This is a genomic window from Nitrospira sp. Kam-Ns4a (assembly GCF_965152595.1).
Window position 1 is genome coordinate 2,004,033 of sequence record NZ_OZ224218.1, and the last position, 21,570, is coordinate 2,025,602.

Below are 21,570 nucleotides of genomic sequence, written 5' to 3' on the forward strand. Positions count from 1 at the left end.
TGTGCAAGCTCAACCCGCCGCCTCTGGTCGTGACGCCGCTCGACCTCGCAGAGCTGGGCGGAGAGCTTACTGCACGATCCGATGAAGACCGCCCGATCACGCGGTCTGTCTCGGGATGGAGTTCTCGGCCAAGGCCTGGATCGAAGACCGAAACCGCCATCGCAAAACGTGGCCCTCTCCGATATTCCGGAGAAAAAGACCGATCTCGTGACCGGCCGCTACGAGCTGCCGGCACCTAGCGGTCAAACCACTATCGCGGTCAAAATCACGCACATGCTCGGGGAAGAGGTCCTGCTGACAACCACTCTCTGAGCGACTTCCGTGTCGAATCCCGTGCGCCGCAAGACCGTAACCCGATCCAAACCCTCCGCCAGCCTGGCGACCCCCGTCTTCCAGGCGCCGCCGGCCGTGCTGCGCGCGTTTCAGGCGCTTGCCCCGAGCGATCTCTACCAGCTCGCATCAAAGGAGATCGTGACCCGCGGGTTTGACTACTACCGGCGGGAACGGCTCCTGGGCTACGCCTGGACTCCGGATGGCTCGAAGCTGACGGCCGAGGTGGAGGGCACGAGGCGGTACACGGTCACGTTTTTCGTCGAGGATGACGCCCTCTTTGCCGATTGCAACTGCCCGGCCTGGGAGCCCGATTGGTCCTGCAAACATGTGCTCTGCGCCTGTTTCACGACGATCAACCTGCTCTCCCCTGAAAACTTCCGGCTGCCTGGTGCGAACGAGGCCCGGCTTGCTTCGCTCAGGGCTGAGCTGCTCGCCAGGGTTCCGAGCGAGGTGCGGCGCAGCGCGCCGGCCGGCCGCAGGGCCGGCCTGAAGGCCGACATCGAGATCGTCATGGATGCGACGCGCCATCCTCCCTCGCTCTTCCTCCGTCTGGACGGGATGAAGCTGGAGGGGACCAGGGGCTGGGCGCCCTCGGGGCAGATTCCTCTTGAGCTGATCCCCCTACTCCACTCATCCCCGTTGGTTTTCGCCTATGGCGAGGATGCGCTGCTCCAGTATCTCCGGCTGAGCGGCGGCCCGCATCCGATCATCCTCGAAACGCCTGAGAAGACAGTCCCGCTCAAGTGGGATCCTGCGGTGAAGGTGTTCGCCAAGACCCAGTTCGAGCTGGTCGGAGACCGGGTCACGGTCCGGGCGGCCTGCCTGGTGGACGGGGTCGAGCTGGAACGGTTCGTGCGCTTCCGGTCGTTCGTCGCCGATCCGGACACGGGTCGGCTTGTGCGTCTCAGGGACGAACGGGGCTGGAACGCTTGGCTTGCGTTTCAACGTGGCGTGCTCCATCACGCCCCCTTCCTCAGCCCCCGCGCCTCACCGGGTGAGGATAGGCGCCTGGTGCTGCTGCCGGACCAGTCCGGGGCGTGGCCACGACACAGTCGCAGTGAGGAGCTGGCGGCCACCCTGCCGCTGCAGGAGTTCCAGGCTTGTCAGATTGATGTGATCCGGCAGCATGCCGACCGCGTGCTGCGTGACCTGATCCTGGCGGTGGACGGCCGGGTCCAGGCGCTTCCTCCGGCCGAGCCACAGTTGGAGGCGGAACGCCCCCTGTGGCAGCTCGTCCTGGTTCCGCCGGCGGCCTCCGACGATCCGCGGACCGCGTGCTACAGGCTGCGGGTTGAATGCCGGTGGGGCGCGCTCGCCGCGACGCCCAGCGTGTCGGTCTTCGGTTTCTTCCCCTGGCTGGAACAGTCGCCGACGCTCTCCGGTCCGTTGCGGGCCTGGAAACGCAAGCGCCTCCTCTACAAGGCCTTCTTCGCGCTCCTGTCCGTGACGGACCCTGTGGAGCGGGACCAGCGCATCAGGAACGAGGTGAGCGGCGTCGAGTTCCGTTCGAGCCGAGTCAGGAACGAAGGCCAGCGACTGCTGAGACAGGCCCTGGCCGCCGCTGCGCGCGAGGATCTGCGGCTGTGTCTCCATGCCGGTCGCTGGACGGTGCGGCCGGTGGACAAGGCCCGCGAGGCCGACTTGTACCGGATTCCGTTCGACGTCTTCGGCCCGGAGATCTTCCGCGGCATGGACCGCTGCGACGAGATGAGGGTCCCGTCCCCGCTTCTGTTCGAGCGGTTACCGGAGCTTGCGGTGAAACTGGCCGAGGCCGGCATCCCGCTTCTCTACGAGGAGAAGCCGGTCCACGCCGCCCGGTGGGACTGCGCCGTCCACGTGGGGCGTGGCGCGCGGGAGGGGACCGGGATCGATTGGTTCGAGATCCGCCCGGAGATCCGTTGCGACGGGGCGGTGCTGGAGGAGGAGACCTGGCGGGAGGCGGTGCGCCGCGGTGGCCTGGTCGCGACCGGCGGCGTCCTGCAGGTGCTCGATGCCGCCACCCTCGAGCGCCTCCGCGCGCTCCTGTCGCTGACCGACCAGGCCGAGGCAGCCCGCACCGCCTCCCGTCTCGTCGCGGTGCCGCGCCTGGGGCTCTTCGACTGGCTCGCCCTCCGCGAGCAAGGCCTGCGGGTCTCGCTGCCCCCAGCGGAGGAGGCTGTGCTCGCCCGCCTGCTGGGCTTCGAACGGATCGAGACGCCGCCCCTGCCCAGGGGCGTACGGTCCGCGCTGCGGCCCTACCAGAAGACCGGCTACGCCTGGCTGGCCTTCCTCTACCGGCACCGGTTCGGCGCCTGTCTGGCGGACGACATGGGCCTGGGGAAAACGCTCCAGGCGATCTGTCTGCTGGCCGCCGTCAACGAAGGAATCGTCCCCTGGCAGGACGGTGCCCGCGGCCCGCACCTGGTCGTCGTGCCGACCAGCCTGCTGTTCAACTGGGAACAGGAGCTGGCGCGCTTCTGCCCGGCCCTGACGGTCCGGCCCTACACCGGCAAGGAGCGGGCACTCGCCGCCGGGGACGGCGAGATCGTCCTGACGACCTACGGGCTCCTGCGGCGGGACGCCGAGGCGCTGGCGCGGACGCGGTTCCACGTAATCGTGTTCGACGAGGCCCAGGCGGTGAAGAACCTCCATGCGGCGACCACGGGGGCCGCTCGGCGGCTCACGGGCTGCTTCAAGCTCGCCGTCACCGGCACGCCGCTGGAGAACCACCTCGGCGAATATTTCTCGATCATTGATCTCTGTCTGCCCGGTCTGCTTGGGGATTACGACCGGTTCCGGGCCGAGCTTCGGGACGCGGAGTCTGGCGCGCTGGACCGGCTCCTCCGGCGGACCCGTCCCTTCGTGCTCCGGCGCACCAAGGAGCAGACCCTCCGTGACCTGCCCGCCAAGATTGAGCGTAACATCTATCTGGATCTGACCGACCGCCAGAAAGTGCTCTATCAGCAGACCGTGGAGCAGGTCCGCACGACGATCGACGAGGCCTACCGGAGCAAACCGCAGGCCCAGGCCCAACTGATCGCGCTGACGGCGATCCTGAAGCTCCGCCAGCTCTGCCTGTCGCCTCGCTTGCTCACCGGCCGGCGGGAAGAGTCCGCCCCCAAGCTCGAATTCCTGATGGAACGGCTGCAAGTCCTGCTGGAGGAAGAACACAGCGCCCTGGTGTTCTCGCAGTTCACCAGCTTCCTGGATCTCGTCCAGGAGGCCTGCGACGGCCGCGGGATCCCGTACAGCCGCCTGGACGGGTCCACGGCGGCCGGCAAACGAAAGGCGCTCGTGACGGCCTTTCAGGCCCGCAAGGCGCCGGGGGTCTTCCTGCTGAGCCTGAAGGCGGGCGGACAGGGGCTGAACCTGACCAGGGCGACCTATGTCTTTCACCTGGACCCCTGGTGGAACCCGGCTGTGGAGCAACAGGCCTCGGACCGCGCGCACCGCATTGGCCAGAAGCGCGTGGTGACCATCACGCGGATCCTCATGCGCCATACGATTGAAGAGAAGATGATGGAGTTGAAACAGCGGAAGCTCGACCTCTACCAGACGGTCGTCGGTGCGGCGGTCCGGGGCGCCGGCCGCGCGGCCCTCACGAAAGCCGACTTCGACTTCCTGCTTTCCCCGGCGGTCGATTCCACCAGGACGTCGTGCTAGTCGGCGTCGCCGATCTCCCGGTAGTCCCGCTCACCGAAGATGGCGGACTCGTGCGTGTAGTGCTTGAACTCGAGGAGGTTGCCCGAGGGGTCTTCGAGGAAGAACGTCCGGTGCTCGATCCGGGTGCCCGGGAACCGGACCCGCGGGTGCTGGAAAAACGGGAGGCCCTTGGCCTTGGCGCGGTCCGCGAGCGCCTGCCAGTCCTGTTCGCTCGCGAAGACGAGCCCGAAGTGGCGTGGATAGATGCCTTGCTGCGGCGCCAGCGCCTCCTTCGCAAGGTGGGCGACGAGCTGGTGGCCGGCCAAGCCCAGGGTCACTGCGGCGTCGGACTCCCGTCCCAGCGTGCAGCCCAACCCGTCCACGTAGAACCGCTTGGCAGCCGCCAGGTCGTGGACCGGGAACGCCAGATGGAACAGGACCTTGCTCATACCGTCACCCAACCGTGGACCTACCATAGCGCAGCCCGGCGGGTCGTTCAACTCCTCCTGCCTTCGCCGTGGCCTCACGCCACCGGAGCGCGCCCTCGCATGTCTCAGCGAAAGCGGTCCGTGACGACGGGGGCCCGGCGGCCGTCCCAGTAGCCCGCGCACATATAGGGGGTCGTGTGCCGGATCGCGAAGCGGCCGTCCGGGGCCAGCACGAGCGCGCCGGCGGCGCCGCGCAGGCGGCGCACCAGGCTGGCGAGGACGAGCCGCGCCGCGGCCTCCGGTGTCGCGCCGCCCGCTAGGCGGTCGGCGATCGCCTTGGCTACGGCGAGTCGGATGATCCCTTCGCCCACGCCGGTCATGGAGACGGCGCCCGCGAGATCGTCCGCGTAGACGCCGCAACCGATGAGCGGCGTGTCGCCGACACGCCCCGGCAGCATGAGCGCGACCCCGCCGGTGGAGGCGCCTGCCGCGACGCTCCCGCGCCGGTCCACCGCTACCGCGCCGACCGTACCCGTCCCGCGCGAGCCGATCCGCCGGGGCGCCCGGAGCGCCTCGAACAGGCGCAGCGTTGGCGACCCGCCCCCGCGCGCGGGCCTCAGCGCGCGCGGCGCGGCGCTGAGCCGGCGTCGGCGGGGGTTGTTGCTCGGCTCCATCCGCAGGGCGAAGCGGGTGGCGGGCTCCCCGGCCAGCAGGACGTGGTCGGTCCGCTCCAGCACCAAGCGCGCGGCGGCGATCGGATGGCGCACGCGCTCGATCCCCGCCACCGCCCCAGCCCGGAGCCTGCGGCCCTCCATGAGGGCGGCATCCATGCGACGCGCGCCGTCGAGCTGCAGGCGGGACCCCGTGCCGGCGTTGAAGAGGCCGGAGCCTTCGAGGAGGCGAATTGCGGCCTCGACGGCCTCCAGCGCCGCGGCGCCGCGATGCAGCCGGGCGTGCCCGGCGGCGAGCGCCTCGGCGAGACAGGCGGCCTGTGGGGCCGTCATCGGCCGCGCCCCTGCGCCGCCGTGGACTAGGATGATCGGAGGGCCCTGTCTCAAGGAGAATTAATTGAGCAGCAGGTCCTTTGCCTTCCGGTAGGTCGGATCCTGCAGGCGGTCCAGGTCGGAGCGGACGAAGCCGAGCCCGGTCACGCAAAGCTCGAAGTTGTCGGACAGCTTCCGGAAGAGCGGCGTGTCGTCGCTGGCTCCCGCGGCCTCGAAGCGCGCCACGATCCCGTAGGAGCGCTTGCCGGTCTTCACGTAATCCACCAGGAAGTCCTGGTGGTAGATCAGGCCGGAGGCCTTGAGCCGCCGCAGATACTCGGGAAAGAGGCCGGCCATGAAGAGCGTGAAGTCGCCGATATGGCGATGGACGTCGCGCTCGCGCTCGAAGGTGTGGGCGTCGAGGAGCACCTCGGACTCGTACAGGAGTCCCGCCACGGTGTCCACCGGTTTTCCTCGGGCGTTCCGGATGCGGTACAGCTCGTCCACGTGCGTGAACCGCACCAGGAGGTCGGAGACGTATTCGGTGACCTTGAGGTCGGGCCAGCCGAGCTTCTCGGCGAAGCTCCGCTCGGTCAGGGTGCCGAACAGGCGGCGCAACGGGTGATGCTCGGGGATCTCGACGTCCATGTCCACCTCTTGCCGCAGATCGTAAACTCAGTATGCCAGCGCAGGCTGGCGAAGGCAAGCCGGCCTTGGGGTCCGCGCTGAGCGACTCGCGACGTCCGCCGGGCGCCCGCCCGGCCTCCACCGATCATATCCTGTATCGGCCGAGCCGCAACCGAGCTTAACCGGGCCCTTCATCCAGCCCCCCGCGGCTGTCCAGGATCAACGTGACGGGGCCGTCGTTGACGAGCGAGACCCGCATGACCGCGCCGAACTGGCCGGTCTCGACCGGCAGGCCCCGGGCCTTGAGCCCGGCAGCGACCCGCTCGTAGAGCGCCCGGGCTTGGTCCGACGGCGCCGCGTGGTCGAAGCCGGGCCGGCGCCCCTTGCTCGTGTCGCCGAGGAGCATGAACTGCGAGACGATCAGCAGGGCGCCGCCGGCTTCGGCGATCGAGCGGTTCATCTTTCCCTGGGCGTCACTGAAGATGCGGAGCGTCGCCAGCTTCTCGACCATCCAGGCGACGTCGGCGTCCGCATCGCCCCTGGCCACACCGAGCAGGACGAGGAGGCCGGCGCCGATCCGGCCGACGACTTCCCCGTCTACCTCGACCGCAGCCTCCGTGACGCGCTGGATCACTGCTCTCATGATTCGTGAAGGTCCATGGTCAGTGGGCTATGGCCGGTCGCCGACCCCCGACCGCTCCATTTACCCGGATAGTTCCCGCCTCTCGTCGCTCGCAAGCGCACAACGAGCGACACTTCAGGAGCGCTGTCTGCCGCTCTGCAGCAAGGCCAGCGTGCCTTCCAGCGCGAGCAGCCGGCGCTTAGTCCCCAGCCCGCCGGAGAAGCCGCCGAGCGAGCCGTCGGCCGCGATCACCCGATGGCAGGGAGCGATCAACGGGACAGGGTTGGCACCGAGGGCCAGCCCCACCGCCCGCGCGTAGCGTGCGCCGCCGACCCGGGCCGCCACCCAGCCGTACGAGCGGACGCGGCCGTACGGAATCGCCTGGATCGCCCGCCAGACCCGCCGCTGGAACGGCGTGCCGCCGGACAGGTCAACGGGCAACTCGAGGGTGCGGCGCCGCCCATCGAGAAACTCGATGATCTGCGCGCACGCGCGGTCCAGCAAGACCGACCGCCCGTCCGGCTTGGCTCCTGCGAGTGCTGCGTGACGAACGGCGGACGACGCACGCAGCGCCCGCTCCGCCGCCCGCCGCGAAGCCTTGGGCAAGACGACGGCGCAGATTCCGCGCGCGGAGGCAGCCAGTCCCATCCAGCCCCAGGTGGTCTGAAACACCCGTGACGGATGGCGGGTGACGGGGGACGGGTCGGAGCAAGGGGGCGCTAACGGTTCTCTGCGGGACATGCTCGCTTGGCTCCGCTTCTTGCTCATCACTCGTTACCGGTCATGCATCACGGTCTTGACGCCGCGCGCCCCAGCTTTCCCTTCACCAAGTTCCAGAGCATGTCCAGTTCCTCGGAGCGCAGGAGCGCGTGCACCCCGAAATAGCCAGTCATGCTCAAGCCGACGCCGACGAAGAGCATCACGGTTTTGGCGAGCCAGTCGCCTTCGTGCGTCCACACCGGCGCGCCCGCCACCCAGCCAGCCGCGACCACGATCGGCGCTGCGGCCGCCAGACTGCGCGCCGCCGACCGGCCGATCGCCCGCCAGTCCACGCCGCCCAGCCGCCGGTTGAGCACCGCGACCAGGATGCCGCCGTTGAGCATCGCGGCGAGCGCCGTGGCCAGCGCCAACCCGGCGTACTGGAGCGGCCCCATGAGGAGCAGCGACAGTAGGAGGTTGCCGGCGACTGCGATCGCGGCCGCGATCGCGGGCGTCCGCGTGTCCTGCATCGAGTAGAAGGCCGCGACGATGATCCGCACGCCGGCGAACGCCCAAAGCCCCACGGCGTAACAGAGGAGCGCGGTCGCGGTCGCGGCTGTGTCGGCGGCCGTGAAGGTCCCGTGCTCGAAGAACAGGTGGACGATCGGGTGCCGCAGCAGGATCAGTCCGAGCATGGAGGGCAGGATGATGAAGAGGATCATGCGGAGCCCGAACGCCAGCGTCCCCCGCAGCTCCTCCAGCGACCCCTTCGCAGCCTGGGCCGAAAGCGTCGGCAGGATGGCCGTCGCGAGCGCCACGCCGAAGATGCCGAGGGGGAACTGGATGAGCCGCATCCCGTAGAACAGATAGGTCGGGCCGCCCGCGAAAAAGGAGGCAAGGATGGTGCTCACCGTGATATTGACCTGGGTGACCGACATCCCCAGAAGCGACGGCACCAGCAGGGTCCCGATCCGCCGCACGCCGGGATGGCCGGGCTCGAACCGCCAGCCGAACAGCAATCCGCGCCGGCGCAAGCCGGGGAGCTGGATGAGGAACTGGCCCAGCCCGCCGATCACCACGCCGGCGGCGACCCCGAAGATGGGCTCCGGGAGCCGCGGCGACAGGAAGAGCGCGAACCCGATGATGCAGACGTTGAACAGCACGGGCGAGAAGGCGGGGGCCGCGAAGGCCCGCACCGAGTTCAGGATGCCCATGGCCAGCGCCGCCAGGCTGATGCAGAGGAGGTAGGGGAACATGAGCTGGGTCAGGAGCGTCGTCAGCCCTAGCTTGGCGGGGTCCTCGTGAAAGCCGGGGGCTAGCATCCAGACGATGGCCGGGGCGGCCGCGATGCCCAGCAGCGTGACGAGGGTCAGGAGTGTGAGTAGGGTCGTGAACATGGCGCTCGCGAGCTCCCAGGCGTCCCGCTTCGTCCGGAGCGTGTGATATTCGGTGAAGACGGGAATGAACGCGGAGGACATCGAGCCTTCGGCGAACAGCTCGCGGAGCAGGTTGGGGATGCGGTAGGCGACGAAGAACGCGTCGGCGGCTGGAGTGGCTCCAAAGAGACGGGCGAGGACCATGTCCCGGGCGAAGCCGAGCACGCGGCTGGACAACGTCGCCACCCCGATGAGACCGGCCGCGGTGGCGACCGAGTGCGTGGTGTCCGGGCTCGAAGCGGTGGAGTCAGGCGGGCCGGGCGCGTCGGGCATGGCGGCGGATTCTAGCGGAACCACGGCGGGGAGTCCACCCGCCCCGCCCGCCGGGTTGACGCGGCCTCACGGCGCCAGCGTGTGGGCCGGGAGCCGGGAGAGCGCCTCGGCCGCCGCGGCGCGGACGGTGCGGTCCCTGTCATGCGCGGCGGCCCGCTCGAGCGACGTCCGCGCCGCCGGGCTCTGAAGCTGCCCGAGCGCCGTGGCCGCGCTCAGCCGGACCCGGTAATCAGGATGCTCCAGCAGCTTCGCCAGCACCGGCACCGCCCGCGCCTCCCGGAGCACGCCCAGCTCGCGGGCCGTGCGCGCCAGCGCCTGTGCGCCATAGAGCAGCTCCGGCCCGGACAGCATGTCGCCCGTCTCCGCTGCGGTGTCCACATGGGGATACTGCCGCAGGTCCTCGTCGTCGCCCAAGCGCTCGGCCCCGGCGATCAACGTGGCTCCGGCGTCCCGCCGGGTCGCGAGAAATCCTTTGATGAGATCGCCCAGAAAATAGAAGTACGGGTTGCTCTCGACCTTGTGGAGCACATCCACATAGGGGGCGTTGGTAAGGCCCTCGTCGTTCGAGGATTCCTCGATCCGTACCAAGAGCAGGACGCCGAGCGTCGGGTGCGTCAGGCTGATCGCACAGCGGATGTCGGTCTCGTAGAGATCGGCTCGGAACTGCCGGCCGCGCTCCTCGCGGTAGGCGACCTTCAGGGTCAGGTCGTGCGGCTCGCCCTCGCTCTGGACGACGGTGAAGCCGGCGGCGCGCAGCTTGGCCCGTACTGAAGGCATGACCGCAAAGGAGACCCGCCCGCGCGAGCGCCACGTCGAGGAATCCCCTTCCACCCGAATCGCTCGAGCCTGGCCGAGGCGCTCAAGATCTGCCTCGGTCAGCTCGCGGGTCTGCATGAGGGCTGCGGCGCTGACCGGAAAGAGTCCGAGGAACACCAACCCTGCGACGACGCCGGTGACCATGGGAGACCTCTCTGGATAATGGATAACCAGGAGGCCCAGTGTAGCCCAGCGGCCCGCGCGAATCCACCCCCAGGCGAACTGTGGTATAAGCAAGCCGGACCGGGGGTGGCCCGCAGGGGCGTCAGGGGGGAACTGCATGATCATGCCGCTGCCGCGGCTGCGCTGGTGGGGACCGGTCCTGCTGGGGGTGTTCGTGGCAGGCTGCGCGGACGCGCCGCCGCGAACGCCGATCCGGGAGCATCCGGACATGCACATCATGTACGCGGAGACGACCGGCACCTATCGGAAGTTCGAGAAGCCGCTCACCGGTGGGATTTGGGTCAAGGACGTGCAGGGGCCCGGCTCGGACGAGGCGCTCATCATCGCTAAGGGTGTGCTGCTCAAGCTGGGCTACCCGGTGGTCGAACGGGAGCATCTGCAGGCCCTGCTCGACGAGCAGAAGACCCTGTTGCGGTACGGGGATGAGCGCCTGGCCGACGCGATCGGCGTCGGGAAGCTCGTGGGGGCCCAGCTCGTCGCCTTTCTCCAGACGGAGAGCCAGCCGGTCTCCGGCTTCACGGACGGCTACGACATCCGCGTGCTGATTCGCGTGGTCGGCGTGGAGACCGGCGAAGTTTATTTCCTGGGCATGGCCCGCTGGTCGCGGCCGGCCCCGACCCCGACCTACGGGCTCGACATCCTCACCTCGCACGCGGTCTCTCGCGCCTTCTGCCCGCCGGAGCGGTGGGACGAGGCGTCGGCCGCAAACGGCTGGACGGGCGGCTGCCGGGAGTAGGCGAGCCGGGAGGGCGCCAAGGCGCGGCACCATGACACTGACCGCCCAGGCCCTGTACAACCTCACGAAATGCGCGCATCGCGTCTACCTCGACGCCAACGGCGACCCGGCCGAGAAGAGCGAGGTCAGCTCTTTCGTCAAGCTGCTCTGGGAGCTCGGGCTCCAGACCGAGCGCGAGTACCTCGCCCTGCTCGGCGACCTCCCGGTGGCGGACCTCCAGGCGCTTCCCGTTGACGAGGCGTGGCGGGAGACGCGTCGGCTGATGGGCGAGGGCGCCCCGTTGATCTACCAGGGCTGTCTGCGAGACGGCGTCGACCTGGGCCGGCCGGACCTCCTGCTCAAGCACGAGGGTATGCCCTCGAAGCTCGGGCCCTACCTCTACGAGCCGATTGACATCAAGGCAGGCAAGGGATGGGAGGAGCGGGACGGGAAGCGGACCAAGTTCAAGGAGCACTACGCGTTCCAGGTGCTGTTCTACCGTATGCTGCTCGAGCGGATCCAGGGCGCGCTGCCACCCCTCGCGCGGATCATCAACGTGGACAAGCAGGTCGAAGCGTTCGACCCCGCGGCCTTCCAGGCGGACTTCGAGCAGGCGCTCGCTGCGGCGCGCCGGCTCACGGCGGGGACGGAGACCTCCGAGCCCGTCCTCGGGAGTCATTGTCAGCTTTGCCCCTGGCTCCGGAAGTGCGAGCGCTGGGTGACCGAACAGTCCGATCCCACCGGCCTCTTCTTCGTCGGCCGGCAGAAGTTTCAGCTCAAGGCGGCGGGGTTGCGCACCATCGAGGACATTGCGAGGATGGACGTGGCCGCGTATCTCGCCCCGGGGAAGCGGATCGCCGGGCTGGGGGAGAAATCTCTCCGGCGGATGAAGACCCGGGCGCAGGTGCGCCTAGCCGGCCGGCCCGAGATCCGGCCCGGCTACCGCTTTCCCAGGGAGGCGCGCGAGGTGTACTTCGACATCGAGGACGATCCGACGCGCGGAGTCACCTACCTGTTCGGCCTGCTGATCAAGGACCGCGACGGGGAGCCGCGCTTCGACTATGTCCTGGCCCGCCGGCCCGACGAGGAGGAGATCGCCGCGCGCGCCTTCTGGGCCTTCCTCGCCACCGCCGAGGACGACGTGTACTACGTGTACTCGCACAAGGAGCGGACGACGCTCCGGCAGCTCATGGAGCGGTATGCGCTCGACCCGGCCGTCTTCGACCGCTACCGTGCGCGCGAGTACGATCTCTACCAGAAGCTGATCGTGGAGCATTCCGACTGGCCCGCCTATTCCTACGGGATCAAGCAGATCGCCAAGCTGATCGGCTTCTCGTGGCGGGATCCCGACCCCTCCGGCGCCAACTCGATCGCCTGGTACAACGAGTACCTGGCCGACCCGTCCAACGAGGCGGCGCTGATGCGCATCCTGCGCTACAACGAGGATGACTGCCGCGCGATGCTCGCGATCAAGAACTATTTCGAGAGGGCCGCGGCGCCGGGCGGCGACGGACTCGGCTCCTGACGGGGCCGGCGGAAGTGGACAGCCGGGACGGTTCACGGTACTGTGGGCAACGGAATCGCGAGCGGAGCCAAGCAAGGGGAGGCCGGAAATGCGGGCGAGCAAGACGATCGGGTGGTTGGGGCTGTTGGCCGCCTGCCTGGTGCTGGCGGCCTGCGCGCACTGGCGCGACGAATTTCTCGACGACGGCCTGAACAAGGTCACCAAGGACCAGGTGAAGGAAAAGTTCGGCCCGCCCCACAGCGCTAAGGAATCCCTGCTGGGCGGGGAGTCGGTCTGGACCTATCGGTTCGTGCTCACGGACAGCGAAAAGAACCCCTACAGCATGGACAGCCTCGTCCGCCCGGCGGCGGAGCTGGGCAACCAGGCGGCCGCCTTGATCGGCAAAGGTGGAGACACCAAGGGGCAGAAGCTGCATTGCATGCGCTATATCCTGACCTTCTCGCCGGACAAGGTCTTGAAGGACTGGAGGCGCGAGGAGTGCGAGACTCCCGGCAAGGGGAAGTCCTAGCCTGGGCTAGAACAGGAACGGGATCAGCCGCGCCGTCCGGGCGCAGTAGTCGCGGTACTCCGGGAAGCGCTCGGCCAGTAGCCGCTCCTCGTAGTGGAGTTTGACGAGTAGGTCGGCGAGCAGGACGGCCCAGGCGAGGAGGCGCGCGACCGACGGGTGGTCTAGCACGAGCGCCAGCGCCGCCAGGAGCACCGCGGCGTACATGGGATGCCGGATGTAGCGGTACGGCCCGCTGGTCGCGAGCGAGCCGCCCGGCCGGACGTCCGGCAATACCGTGAACGAGCGCCGGTCCATCGTCGCGACCGCCCAGAGCCCGAGGAGCACACCGGCGAGGAGCAGCGCGCGGAGCGCCGCGCCCGCCGGAAGGAGCGGGCCCGACAGCAGGAGTAGGGCGAGGCTCCCGAACTGGACGGCGACGAGCAGGACGGAACGGACCTTTGCCATAGCGTCGTGCGGCTCGTGCTCGGGCTGCCCCGGCCTCCTGCGGCTCACCGGTGGGGGTGGTGGGGCGAGCCCCAGCGCGGATAGGGTACGGGCTCCCACTTGACCGCCTGGCCGTGCCGCGAGATGAGCTGGTAGAAGGCCGGGACCATCACGCGCAGGACCCGCAACCCCTTGTCGAGCGAGGCCCGGCCGAAGGACCGCGGGCCGTACGTGGCGCACCCGTGCATGATCTGGTTCTGCAGGACGGCGATCCGGCGGAATGCCAGTGCCAGGAATTCGCGACAGGACCCCTCGGCGAGCCGGGTCAGCGCCTGGGCGGCGTCGCGGTTCAGCCGATCCTGGAGCTCGGCGGGCGGCTGCTCGCCGCGCCAGTACCGGTTCACCAGGAACTTGTCTCGGATCAGCGCGGCGCCCTCCTTTCGGCAGGCCGCGGTGGCTGCCGTCAGCAGCGAGCCGCCCTGCTCCCGATCCTGCTCATGTAAGGCCTGGATTTTCGTGAGGAATACCTCCAGGTCTTCCCCGATCCGCGTCTCGTCCCTTTCGTACTGGCGCCGGCCGTAGAGGCAGTTCAACGCGATGGAGAGGAAGATGAAGGCCTCGTGCTTCTGGTCCGGCCGCAGACCGGAGGCGACGCGAATCCAGGAGTCGGCCCGCTGGAGTCGGTCCAGGAGGTGCTGCTCGGATGCTATCGCCTCAGGTCGCATCGGCTCGCGAGGGCGGCCCTGCGGTTTCGCATCGGGAGGGCCGACGGCGACAGAGTGTAGAGGATTGCGGCGACAATTGCCACCGGGTCAGGGAGGCTTGACCGGGCCCGGCGGCCTCAGTAGGCTAGGCGCCGGACGGACGTAGAACGCCGTCCCAGGACACGACTCCTCCCATCGCGTGCGTCCGTGTATGGCTGGCTGATGACGAGCGGGGCTCTCCCCAGTGCGCTCGCCGCGGCGCTCGCAGTCCTCCTGGGCACCGCGGCGCTGCTCGCGTTCGTGCAGCAACGCCGGATGCGGAAGGAGGCGGAAGGCCGCGCGCAGGCGCTATCGGCGACCCTCGACGGGCTGCGCGCCGAGGTGGCGGAACGGCGTACCGCGGAGGCACGGCTGCGCGCCGAGCTGGACGAGGTCATCCGCATCGTCGCGCACTCGCCCGCCATCATCTGCGGCATCGCCCCGGACGGGACGACGACCTTCGTTAACCCGGCGGGCGAACGGGTGGGCGGCTACCCTGCCGAAGAGCTGGTCGGCCGCAGTTGGTGGCGGACGTTCTACCCGGGCGAGGCCTATCGACAGGTGGAGGCGCTGTTCGAGGCGCTGGCGCAGGGGGACGTTCGGGACTACGAGATGGTCCTGCGGGCGAAGTCAGGTGAGCGCCGGACGATCCTCTGGACCACGATCAGCCGGTCCGACGAGGCCGGCCGGCTCGTCGAGATCATCGGGTTCGGCAACGACGTCACTGAGCGGCGGCGGTTGGAGGAGCAGCTCCGTCAATCCCAGAAAATGGAGGCGTTGGGGCGGCTGGCCGGGGGCGTCGCGCACGACTTCAACAACCTCCTGTCCGTCATCCTCGGGGTGACCGAGCTGATGCTGCGCCGCTTGTCGCCGGACGATCCGCTGGCGGCGAGGCTGGCGCGCATCCGTCAGGCCGGCGAGCGCGCGTCTTCGCTCACCCAGCAGCTTCTGGCCTTCAGCCGGCAGCAAGTGCTGGCGCCGACCATCCTGGACGTGAACGCCGTGATCGCCAACCTGGGGGAGATGCTCCAGCGGCTGATCGGCGAGCACATCACCCTGGGCACATCGCTCGGACCCGGCCTCTGGCCGGTGAAGGCCGATCCGGGCCAGATCGAGCAGGTGATCATGAACCTCACGATCAACGCGCGAGACGCGATGCCCCAGGGCGGCCGGCTCAACATCGTGACGCGGAACGTCGCGCTGGCCGAGCCGGTGCTCGACGCGAGCGGGCCCGTGCCCCCCGGCCCCTATGTCCTGCTGACCGTGAGCGACACCGGCCATGGGATGGACTCCCACACGCTGGCCCGCATCTTCGATCCGTTCTTTACGACAAAGGAGCGGGGCAAGGGCACAGGCCTGGGGCTTGCCACCGTCTATGGGATCGTCGAGCAGAGCCGCGGGGCGATCCGGGTGTCCAGCACGGTCGGCCAGGGCACGACGTTCGAGATCTACCTGCCTCGCGCGGAAGGCCCCGCGGAGGCGGTGCGGCCGCCACTGCCCGCCGAGGGGGACTTCCACGGCGCCGGCACTGTGTTGCTCGTGGAGGATGAGGACCCCGTCCGGACCATCGCCCAGGAGATTCTGGAAGCCTATGGCTACCAAGTGCTCCCGGCGCCCAACGGGGAGGAGGCGCTGCGGATCTGCCGGGAGCATCCGGGCCCCATCCATCTCCTGCTGACCGACATCGTGATGCCGGGAATGGACGGGCGCGAGGTGGCGGCGCGGGCAGCGGAAGCGCGGCCCGGCTTGCGGATCCTCTACATCTCCGGCTACACCGACGGCACGTTCTTCCTCGATGAGCCTGGCGCGCCGTTCCTGGCCAAGCCCTTCGCTCCGCAGGACCTGGCGAGCAAGGTGCACGCGGTGCTCGCGGGGAAAGGAGAGCCGTAACCGCTCAGGGCCCGGTCGCGACAGCGCGCGCTTCCGGGAGCTCCGGCCGGTCCGGATCCGCCCCGGCCCAGATGTCCAGGAACTTCGCGTAGGCGGCGGCTGCCCCGGCACGGTCCCCGCTCTTCGCGGCGGCCCGCGCAGCGCCGAGGAGCGAGCGCGCGCGGTTGGGGTGCCGCTTCAGCGACACGGCGAATTGCCGAGCCGCCTCCTGCGGCCGCCCGGCGCGAAGCAGCAGCTCGCCGAGCAGCTCGTGCGGCGGCTTGATCGTGTCGGGGGGGCCGGCCGGCGGGGGGAGCGACTCCTCGATCCCGACCGCCTGCTGCATGAGGGCCAGGGCCTCGTCGTTCCGGCCCTGCGAGGCCAGCGCGACCGCCTGCACCTCCAGCTCGCGGATCTCCAGCATCTTAGCCTTGTCGCCCCGCCGGGAGGACTCCTTCGCGGGCTGCTGCGTCCGCAGCGCGTGGAGCCGCGCTACCGCGCGCTCGGCGTCGGCCTGGCCGCGCATCGCCGCGGCGAGGCCGAGTGTGAAGACGGGCAGCGCGCCGGCAACGTCCGCCTGCTGTGCCACCTCGTCCCACAGGGCCGGGGCCAGTTCCCACCGCTCGGTTTCCACCACGAAGGCCGCGGCCATCTCGTCGTAGTTACGGGTCACGTCCCGTTGGAACCCGAACCCCATCGCCTTCGACGGATCGGGAAACGCGGCCATGTCCCGCCGCTTCTCGGCGAGCAGCGCCTCGGCCTCCCGGTAGCGGCCCTGCTGGAGATACACGTAGGTCAGCCAGTGGAGGCTGTGGTAGTCGCGGAGGTTCACGGTCAGCCCCTCGCGCGCCACCCAGTCCTTCGACGCCTCCCAGCCGGCCTTGTTCGAGGCTGCGGCCTCCGGCCACAGGCCAAGCTGGACGAAGATGTGGGCGGGCATGTGCTGCGCGTGGTGCGCCGCGGGGGCGATCGCGGCGTACCGCTTTGCGGCCGGGAGGGCCAGGATCGCGTGGTCGGGGTCGTCGAAGGCGTGGATGGCGTAATGGGCGCCGCAGGGATGCCGAGGGTTCCGGCGGAAGACCTCGAGCGCGACCGCGCCGGCCTTGATCCGCGTCCGCAGCCCCTCGTCCGGTTGCTTGGCGATGCCGAGCAGGGCGAGCGCGTAGAAGCAGGCGGCCTCGAGGTCGTCGGGATACCGCGCCGCGAGGCGCTCCATGGCTTCTGCGTAGGCCTTGTCCCGCGCCTCCGGCGGGCCTTCGCCGTACAGGACCCGCACCGCCTCCACGTAGGCGCGCTCCCGCTCGGGAAGCCCGTCCGTGCTCGGGATGCGGGCCAGCGCTGCCCGCCCGGCCTCGGTGTCCTGCTCGCGCCACACCGGATGGTTGTGCGCCATCGCCTCGCCCCAGTAGCCCATGGCAAACCCCGGGTCGGCCCGCGTGGCCTCCCGGAAAGCCTTTAGCGCCTCCTCGTACCAGAAGGAATGGAGCGCGCCCACCCCGCGGAGAAAGTGGCGCTGTGCCTCGGGCGAGCCAGAGGTGGGGAAGTCAATCGCGCCGAGCCCCGGCGGCTCGGGGCCGGCCAGCGCGGGCGGGACTCCAAGCGTCCACAGGATCGCCAGGGCCGGCAGGGTCGCGGCGTGGTATCGGCGCAGGGGGCCCATCGTTGCTCTCCGTTCGTCGTCGCCGGTTATCCTACTCGCGTCCCCTGGTGCCGCTCAACGGCCGGCCGGTCGAGGACCCACGAAATGAGGCGCCTGTCCGGCCCAGTTGACATCCGCCCATTCGAGCCTATCTATGCGACATGCATCCGCGCGAGTTGACTCATGACGAACGGAAGGCCGCCGAGGCGGCCTTCCGCGGGCTTCCGCTGGACCCCTCCTGGACAGGGAGGGCGAAGGCGGTCTACGAAGGGCTCCTCAAGGCCATGGGCGCTCAGGCTCCGGTGCCGGCTGACGGACTCTCCGAGGCGCTTGGCTCTCAGGCGGCGACCGTCAGCGGGGCGACCGGGTCTGCCGCCCCGTTCGGAGAACGACACGCGGACGTCGTCGCCACCGGCGGGCCTGCGGACGCGATGGCCACGCCCCAGCTCGCCTCGCGCGCGGACGCGATCGCGGCCGGCTTTCTGATAGACGTGAGCGAGCAGGCTGCCGCGATGGGACTGAGGCTCCCGGTCGGCATCAGCCGGCCGCTCTGGGAAGCCGGCATCACCGCCTCCCAATCCCTCCCAGACGATGAGCACTCGCTGCGTGTCCGGGATGTTCTGATGGCCTTACGACTCCACCTGATCCGGCTGCCCGGGCTGCCCGTCGTCAGCCAGTTCCCGGCGTTACTCACCTTTCCGCCCGAGCCGATCCCGCAGATCTGCCTTATCTCGGCCGTCGTGCACGCGGACGAGGCGAATCGGCCGGCGCTGATCCTGGCGCTCCCCTCCGAACTCTCCACCACCATCGGACCCAAGCTCAACTGATGAACCGGCAGCGCGGTCGCGGTGCTGGGGATCGGCCTCGCCCTGGCCAGGGTGCAAGGCAGCGGCCCGCCGAATCCGACGGCTGGAAGTAGCGCGCGCTCGCCTCCGGGTTTTTGGGCAAGGGGCTGCTGGAGGAGTTCCACGCCGTGGCTCCTCCGGGCAATGGACTCATTCTGCTCCGCTGCCGACGAGGCGGTCCTGGCAACGGGCCTCGCCGGTGCCGGCGGCGCCCTCCTCAAGAAAGAGGTCAGCGGCGAGGCGTTGGTCAGGGCGGCGCGGGCTGTCGCGGCGGGCCGGTCCATCCTCAATCCCACCGTCACCGGGCCGGTGCGCGGCACCGTCTTGCTCTTTGCCGGCACGGCCGAGACTGTGCTGGACGACGTCACGCTCCTGAGCTTCTACGCCCTGGGTTGGGCACGCCGTTTCTGACGGTCGCGCTCGGCGTGGACCGCTTCCTGGCCGGCTGCAAGCGGGGCAGGACTTACCGCGGGCTCGTCTCGTCCGTGACAGGGGCCTTCCCGATTCTCGTCGGCGTCATGGTCCTGGACCGGCTATCCTCCATGACCGCCCTGTTCGAGCGATACGGCATCGGTGCTTACCTCGAGACTGCCGGCGGCTGATGTCCTGAAGGGGTCGGGAGCGTGTGCAACCGGTCGGTCCGGTCCTGGAACCGATCGGGAACGGGCCCGCGCGAGGCCGGTGTGTCCAGCCAATCCGTTCGGGCACCGCTGGGCCCTAGCTGCTCGGCGCGAGCCGCTCGGGATGCTCTTTCTCGACGCGGGCGTGCACGCCTGGGTCCAGCCGGGCCTGCGCGAGCGTCGCCGCGCCGCCAAGCTGGGTGACCGTCACGTTGAGCGTACCCCGCAAGTCTGCCCCGTCCAGGGCCGCCTTCGTCAGCACGGCCTTGGACAGGTTCGCCCCGCTCAGGTCGGCCCGGGAGAGCGTCGCGCCAGTCAGGTCGGCCTTGAAGAGGTTGGCCTTAACCAGGTTGGCCTCCGCCAGGTTCGCCCGGGTGCAGTCCGCTTCGGTGAGGTTGGCCTGTGAGAGCGTGGCGCCGGCCAGGTTCGCCTCGATGAGATTGGCTTCGGTCAGGTTCGCGCCCATGAGATCCGCTCCGGCCAGATTGGCGCCGCGAAAGTTCACGTCCAGCAGGTTGGCCCCGCTCAGGTTTACGCCCGGCAGCGCGAGACCTGCCAGGCTGGCCGAGGCGAGATCGGCGTGCACGGTCGGGTTGGCCTTCCGCCACTGGTTCCACGCTTCGACGCCCTGCTTGATCCGGTCAACATGCTCCTTGTTGGCCATGTCAACGTCCTCACCGGAACGTCCTTATTCTACCAATTCTCCTGGGTGTCCTGGGCAGGGTGGGCCAGCCGAGCAGGCCCAGGGACCCGGGCCCGGAAGACCCGGAAGACCCGGAAGACCCGGAAGACCCGGAAGACCCGGAAGACCCGGAAGACCCGGAAGACCCGGAAGACCCGGAAGACCCGGAAGACCCGGAAGACCCGGAAGACCCGGAAGACCCATTGACCGCCGGCGATCCATAGAGCTACTGTAGCGCGTGCCGGCCGCAAGAGGCGGGTGCGCCCCGGACCGTTGTAAAGGCTGCGGGGGCGGCACGAGGCTAAGGGGCCCGCCGGCGCAGGCCAGCATGGGGTCCGGAGTCGGTTGCGAGGGAGCGTCGCATGGCGTGGGATTGGAGCAGGGAGGCGTGGGCGATCGCGGCTGTCGCCTTCGTCCTGACGCTGAGTTGTCCGGGTGGCCTGTCGGCCGCAGCGGAGACGGGCGGCGCCGATCCCTTCTGGACCGGGGCCTGGAATTTCGACCGGGAGCAGCCCGGTGGACCCCCGGCTGGCTTCACTGCCGCCGTACTCGGCGGCGGGTCTGCTGCGGCCTGGACGATCGAGGCCGATCCGCACGCGCCAGGTCCGCCAAACGTCCTGCTCCAGGCTGACGCCTGTGCGGCGCCCGACTGCTGGCGGTTGCTCCTGCTGAACGAGCGCGACTTCGATTATGTGGACCTCGCCGTGGTCCTCCGCGTGCTCTCCGGCGGACCGCAAAGCGGGGCGGGATTGGTGCTTGCCGCCAAGGACGCGGAGAACTTCCATGCGATCGTGGTGGACGCGGCGATGGAGACGCTGGAGGTGCTCCGGGTGCGAGGTGGCCAGAAGACGATCCTTGGCCGTCAGACGCTGAAGAAGAGCAAGAACTTGTGGCACGGCCTCCGCGTGGAGAAGATCAACACCGCCAAGCTGAACAAGCCCTACCTGGAGATCGGCTTCGACGGCACCCTGGTGCTTTCCGTGACGGACGAGGCGCTGGTCCCCGGCAAGATTGGATTGCTGACCCGCGGGGATGCCGTCGCGGCCTTCGACACCCTGCGGGCCATGCAGCTCTTCTCGAACGTGCCGCTGTCAAAGCCGCCCGCCTATTAGGCGACCCGCCCCATGCGCGGTATCTCCCAGCCTGACGTCGTCGTGCAGACCCTGCGGATCTATGAAGCGCAGGCCGACACGTACCTGCGCCAGTGGGGCCGGCGCCACTATCGTGCGCCCAGGCTCCTCCGAGCCTGCCTCTCGCATCTGTCTCCCTGCGCCCGCATCCTGGATCTCGGCTGCGGGCCGGGGCAGGATCTACGCTTCCTCCGGCGGACGGGCTATCGGGTGGTCGGCATGGATGGTTGCCGGCCGTTCCTGCGCTTCGCCCGGGGATGCAGCCCCCGCGCCGCGCTCGTGCAAGCGGACTTGCGCGCCCTCCCGTTCCGTAGAGAGACCTTTGCCGCGGTCTGGGCGGCGGCTTCGCTCATCCATCTCCCGAAGCCAGCAGCCCGGCGCGTCCTGCGGGCGCTCCTCGCGCTCGTGCCGCTCGGCGGGTTGCTGGCGGCCACCTTCGCCCACGGCTGCGCGGACGGCGTGCGGCTGGACGGCTGGATCCCAGGCCGGTACTTTTCCCGCTGGCAGAAGGTGCCGCTCACGCGCGCCATCGAGCAGGCCGGCTGGACCGTCCTCAGCCTGCAGATCGTCGCGAACCGGGAGCGTAAGGGGCGCTGGCTGAACGTGCTGGCGCGGCGCTGACGCCGCCGCTTTGGATCCTGTTCGGCCGGCGCGGATGGGGCCGACTCCGATGCGGGTGGCGGTGCTGGAGCTTCCCGATCCCTGGGGAAAATCCGCTTGACATTGTTCGTCCTCCTGCCAGCAGAATGACGGCGAACTTTCGCGGATACACACTGAGGCCGGCGCCGCAGCGGAGTGCCTCATGGGGGCCCGATGCCTCCATGGGCTCGTTGTCCGTGGGCCCGACCAG

The 21,570-nt window shown here is 69.4% G+C and carries 22 protein-coding genes; 10 read left to right on the forward strand and 12 right to left on the reverse strand.

All coding sequences use genetic code 11. The features are described 5' to 3' along the window. The first annotated feature begins 321 nt into the window (after positions 1 to 321). Positions 322 to 3,975 carry a DEAD/DEAH box helicase gene (locus ACWHYQ_RS10030; protein WP_447971991.1) on the forward strand — a complete coding sequence of 1,218 codons (3,654 nt, stop codon included), beginning with the start codon at positions 322 to 324 and terminating at the stop codon, positions 3,973 to 3,975. Here the strand turns inward: ACWHYQ_RS10030 and ACWHYQ_RS10035 are convergent. The 7 genes from ACWHYQ_RS10035 to ACWHYQ_RS10065 all read right to left on the reverse strand — a co-directional run bounded on the left by ACWHYQ_RS10035 (position 3,972) and on the right by ACWHYQ_RS10065 (position 9,982). Then, positions 3,972 to 4,403, reverse strand: a complete 432-nt coding sequence (locus tag ACWHYQ_RS10035) for a VOC family protein (RefSeq protein ID WP_447971992.1) — start codon at positions 4,401 to 4,403, stop codon at positions 3,972 to 3,974. The two genes, ACWHYQ_RS10030 and ACWHYQ_RS10035, sit on opposite strands and share 4 nt — an antisense overlap. Before the next feature lie 104 nt (positions 4,404 to 4,507). Then, entirely contained in the window at positions 4,508 to 5,440 is a 933-nt protein-coding gene (locus ACWHYQ_RS10040; protein WP_447971993.1) for an isoaspartyl peptidase/L-asparaginase family protein, read from the reverse strand. A 6-nt stretch (positions 5,441 to 5,446) separates the two neighbouring features. After that, positions 5,447 to 6,013 carry a hypothetical protein gene (locus ACWHYQ_RS10045; RefSeq protein ID WP_447971994.1) on the reverse strand — a complete coding sequence of 189 codons (567 nt, stop codon included), beginning with the start codon at positions 6,011 to 6,013 and terminating at the stop codon, positions 5,447 to 5,449. Positions 6,014 to 6,170: 157 nt separating this feature from the next. Then, the gene (gene dtd / locus ACWHYQ_RS10050) at positions 6,171 to 6,635 is read right to left on the reverse strand and encodes a D-aminoacyl-tRNA deacylase (RefSeq protein WP_447971995.1); all 465 of its coding nucleotides are present in this window, start codon (positions 6,633 to 6,635) and stop codon (positions 6,171 to 6,173) included. 114 nt (positions 6,636 to 6,749) lie between these two features. Beyond that, a complete protein-coding gene (locus ACWHYQ_RS10055) occupies positions 6,750 to 7,355 on the reverse strand; it encodes a methylated-DNA--[protein]-cysteine S-methyltransferase (RefSeq protein WP_447971996.1) in 606 nt (201 codons plus the stop codon). A 47-nt stretch (positions 7,356 to 7,402) separates the two neighbouring features. After that, positions 7,403 to 9,022, reverse strand: a complete 1,620-nt coding sequence (gene murJ, locus ACWHYQ_RS10060; RefSeq protein ID WP_447971997.1) for a murein biosynthesis integral membrane protein MurJ — start codon at positions 9,020 to 9,022, stop codon at positions 7,403 to 7,405. 66 nt (positions 9,023 to 9,088) lie between these two features. Continuing rightward, positions 9,089 to 9,982 carry a HEAT repeat domain-containing protein gene (locus ACWHYQ_RS10065; protein WP_447971998.1) on the reverse strand — a complete coding sequence of 298 codons (894 nt, stop codon included), beginning with the start codon at positions 9,980 to 9,982 and terminating at the stop codon, positions 9,089 to 9,091. A 136-nt stretch (positions 9,983 to 10,118) separates the two neighbouring features. Between ACWHYQ_RS10065 and ACWHYQ_RS10070 the strand changes: the two genes are divergently transcribed. The 3 genes from ACWHYQ_RS10070 (at position 10,119) to ACWHYQ_RS10080 (ending at position 12,769) form a co-directional block, all read left to right on the forward strand. Continuing rightward, complete coding sequence (locus ACWHYQ_RS10070; protein WP_447971999.1) at positions 10,119 to 10,757, forward strand: hypothetical protein; 639 nt, start codon at positions 10,119 to 10,121, stop codon at positions 10,755 to 10,757. Positions 10,758 to 10,788: 31 nt separating this feature from the next. Beyond that, positions 10,789 to 12,261, forward strand: a complete 1,473-nt coding sequence (locus ACWHYQ_RS10075) for a TM0106 family RecB-like putative nuclease (RefSeq protein ID WP_447972000.1) — start codon at positions 10,789 to 10,791, stop codon at positions 12,259 to 12,261. A gap of 88 nt (positions 12,262 to 12,349) precedes the next feature. After that, a complete protein-coding gene (locus ACWHYQ_RS10080; protein WP_447972001.1) occupies positions 12,350 to 12,769 on the forward strand; it encodes a hypothetical protein in 420 nt (139 codons plus the stop codon). A gap of 6 nt (positions 12,770 to 12,775) precedes the next feature. Here the strand turns inward: ACWHYQ_RS10080 and ACWHYQ_RS10085 are convergent, their stop codons facing one another. Further along, complete coding sequence (locus ACWHYQ_RS10085) at positions 12,776 to 13,213, reverse strand: methyltransferase family protein (RefSeq protein ID WP_447972002.1); 438 nt, start codon at positions 13,211 to 13,213, stop codon at positions 12,776 to 12,778. 44 nt (positions 13,214 to 13,257) lie between these two features. After that, entirely contained in the window at positions 13,258 to 13,917 is a 660-nt protein-coding gene (locus tag ACWHYQ_RS10090; RefSeq protein WP_447972003.1) for a hypothetical protein, read from the reverse strand. A 201-nt stretch (positions 13,918 to 14,118) separates the two neighbouring features. On the opposite strand from ACWHYQ_RS10090, the gene ACWHYQ_RS10095 reads away from it, so the two are divergent. Continuing rightward, on the forward strand, positions 14,119 to 15,825 hold the full coding sequence (locus tag ACWHYQ_RS10095) for an ATP-binding protein (RefSeq protein WP_447972004.1): 1,707 nt from the start codon (positions 14,119 to 14,121) through the stop codon (positions 15,823 to 15,825). 4 nt (positions 15,826 to 15,829) lie between these two features. Here the strand turns inward: ACWHYQ_RS10095 and ACWHYQ_RS10100 are convergent, their stop codons facing one another. Beyond that, positions 15,830 to 17,464: a tetratricopeptide repeat protein gene (locus ACWHYQ_RS10100; RefSeq protein ID WP_447972005.1), complete on the reverse strand. Its 1,635-nt coding sequence runs from the start codon at positions 17,462 to 17,464 to the stop codon at positions 15,830 to 15,832. A 140-nt stretch (positions 17,465 to 17,604) separates the two neighbouring features. Between ACWHYQ_RS10100 and ACWHYQ_RS10105 the strand changes: the two genes are divergently transcribed. The 3 genes from ACWHYQ_RS10105 (at position 17,605) to ACWHYQ_RS10115 (ending at position 18,890) form a co-directional block, all read left to right on the forward strand. After that, the gene (locus ACWHYQ_RS10105; RefSeq protein WP_447972006.1) at positions 17,605 to 18,270 is read left to right on the forward strand and encodes a hypothetical protein; all 666 of its coding nucleotides are present in this window, start codon (positions 17,605 to 17,607) and stop codon (positions 18,268 to 18,270) included. A 162-nt stretch (positions 18,271 to 18,432) separates the two neighbouring features. After that, entirely contained in the window at positions 18,433 to 18,699 is a 267-nt protein-coding gene (locus tag ACWHYQ_RS10110; protein ID WP_447972007.1) for a hypothetical protein, read from the forward strand. Continuing rightward, positions 18,681 to 18,890 (forward strand): hypothetical protein, encoded by a 210-nt coding sequence (locus ACWHYQ_RS10115; RefSeq protein ID WP_447972008.1) that lies wholly within the window; start codon positions 18,681 to 18,683, stop codon positions 18,888 to 18,890. The genes ACWHYQ_RS10110 and ACWHYQ_RS10115 overlap by 19 nt, the downstream gene beginning before the upstream one ends. Positions 18,891 to 19,005: 115 nt before the next feature. Here ACWHYQ_RS10115 and ACWHYQ_RS10120 read toward each other — a convergent pair whose 3' ends face one another. Both ACWHYQ_RS10120 and ACWHYQ_RS10125 read right to left on the reverse strand, forming a co-directional pair. Further along, the gene (locus tag ACWHYQ_RS10120; RefSeq protein ID WP_447972009.1) at positions 19,006 to 19,572 is read right to left on the reverse strand and encodes a pentapeptide repeat-containing protein; all 567 of its coding nucleotides are present in this window, start codon (positions 19,570 to 19,572) and stop codon (positions 19,006 to 19,008) included. 29 nt (positions 19,573 to 19,601) lie between these two features. Beyond that, on the reverse strand, positions 19,602 to 19,841 hold the full coding sequence (locus ACWHYQ_RS10125) for a hypothetical protein (RefSeq protein ID WP_447972010.1): 240 nt from the start codon (positions 19,839 to 19,841) through the stop codon (positions 19,602 to 19,604). Positions 19,842 to 19,952: 111 nt separating this feature from the next. Here ACWHYQ_RS10125 and ACWHYQ_RS10130 point away from each other — a divergent pair, with 111 nt between their 5' ends. Both ACWHYQ_RS10130 and ACWHYQ_RS10135 read left to right on the forward strand, forming a co-directional pair. Further along, positions 19,953 to 20,702 carry a hypothetical protein gene (locus ACWHYQ_RS10130; protein WP_447972011.1) on the forward strand — a complete coding sequence of 250 codons (750 nt, stop codon included), beginning with the start codon at positions 19,953 to 19,955 and terminating at the stop codon, positions 20,700 to 20,702. A 12-nt stretch (positions 20,703 to 20,714) separates the two neighbouring features. Beyond that, positions 20,715 to 21,341 (forward strand): class I SAM-dependent methyltransferase, encoded by a 627-nt coding sequence (locus tag ACWHYQ_RS10135; protein WP_447972012.1) that lies wholly within the window; start codon positions 20,715 to 20,717, stop codon positions 21,339 to 21,341. Positions 21,342 to 21,570 lie beyond the last annotated feature (229 nt).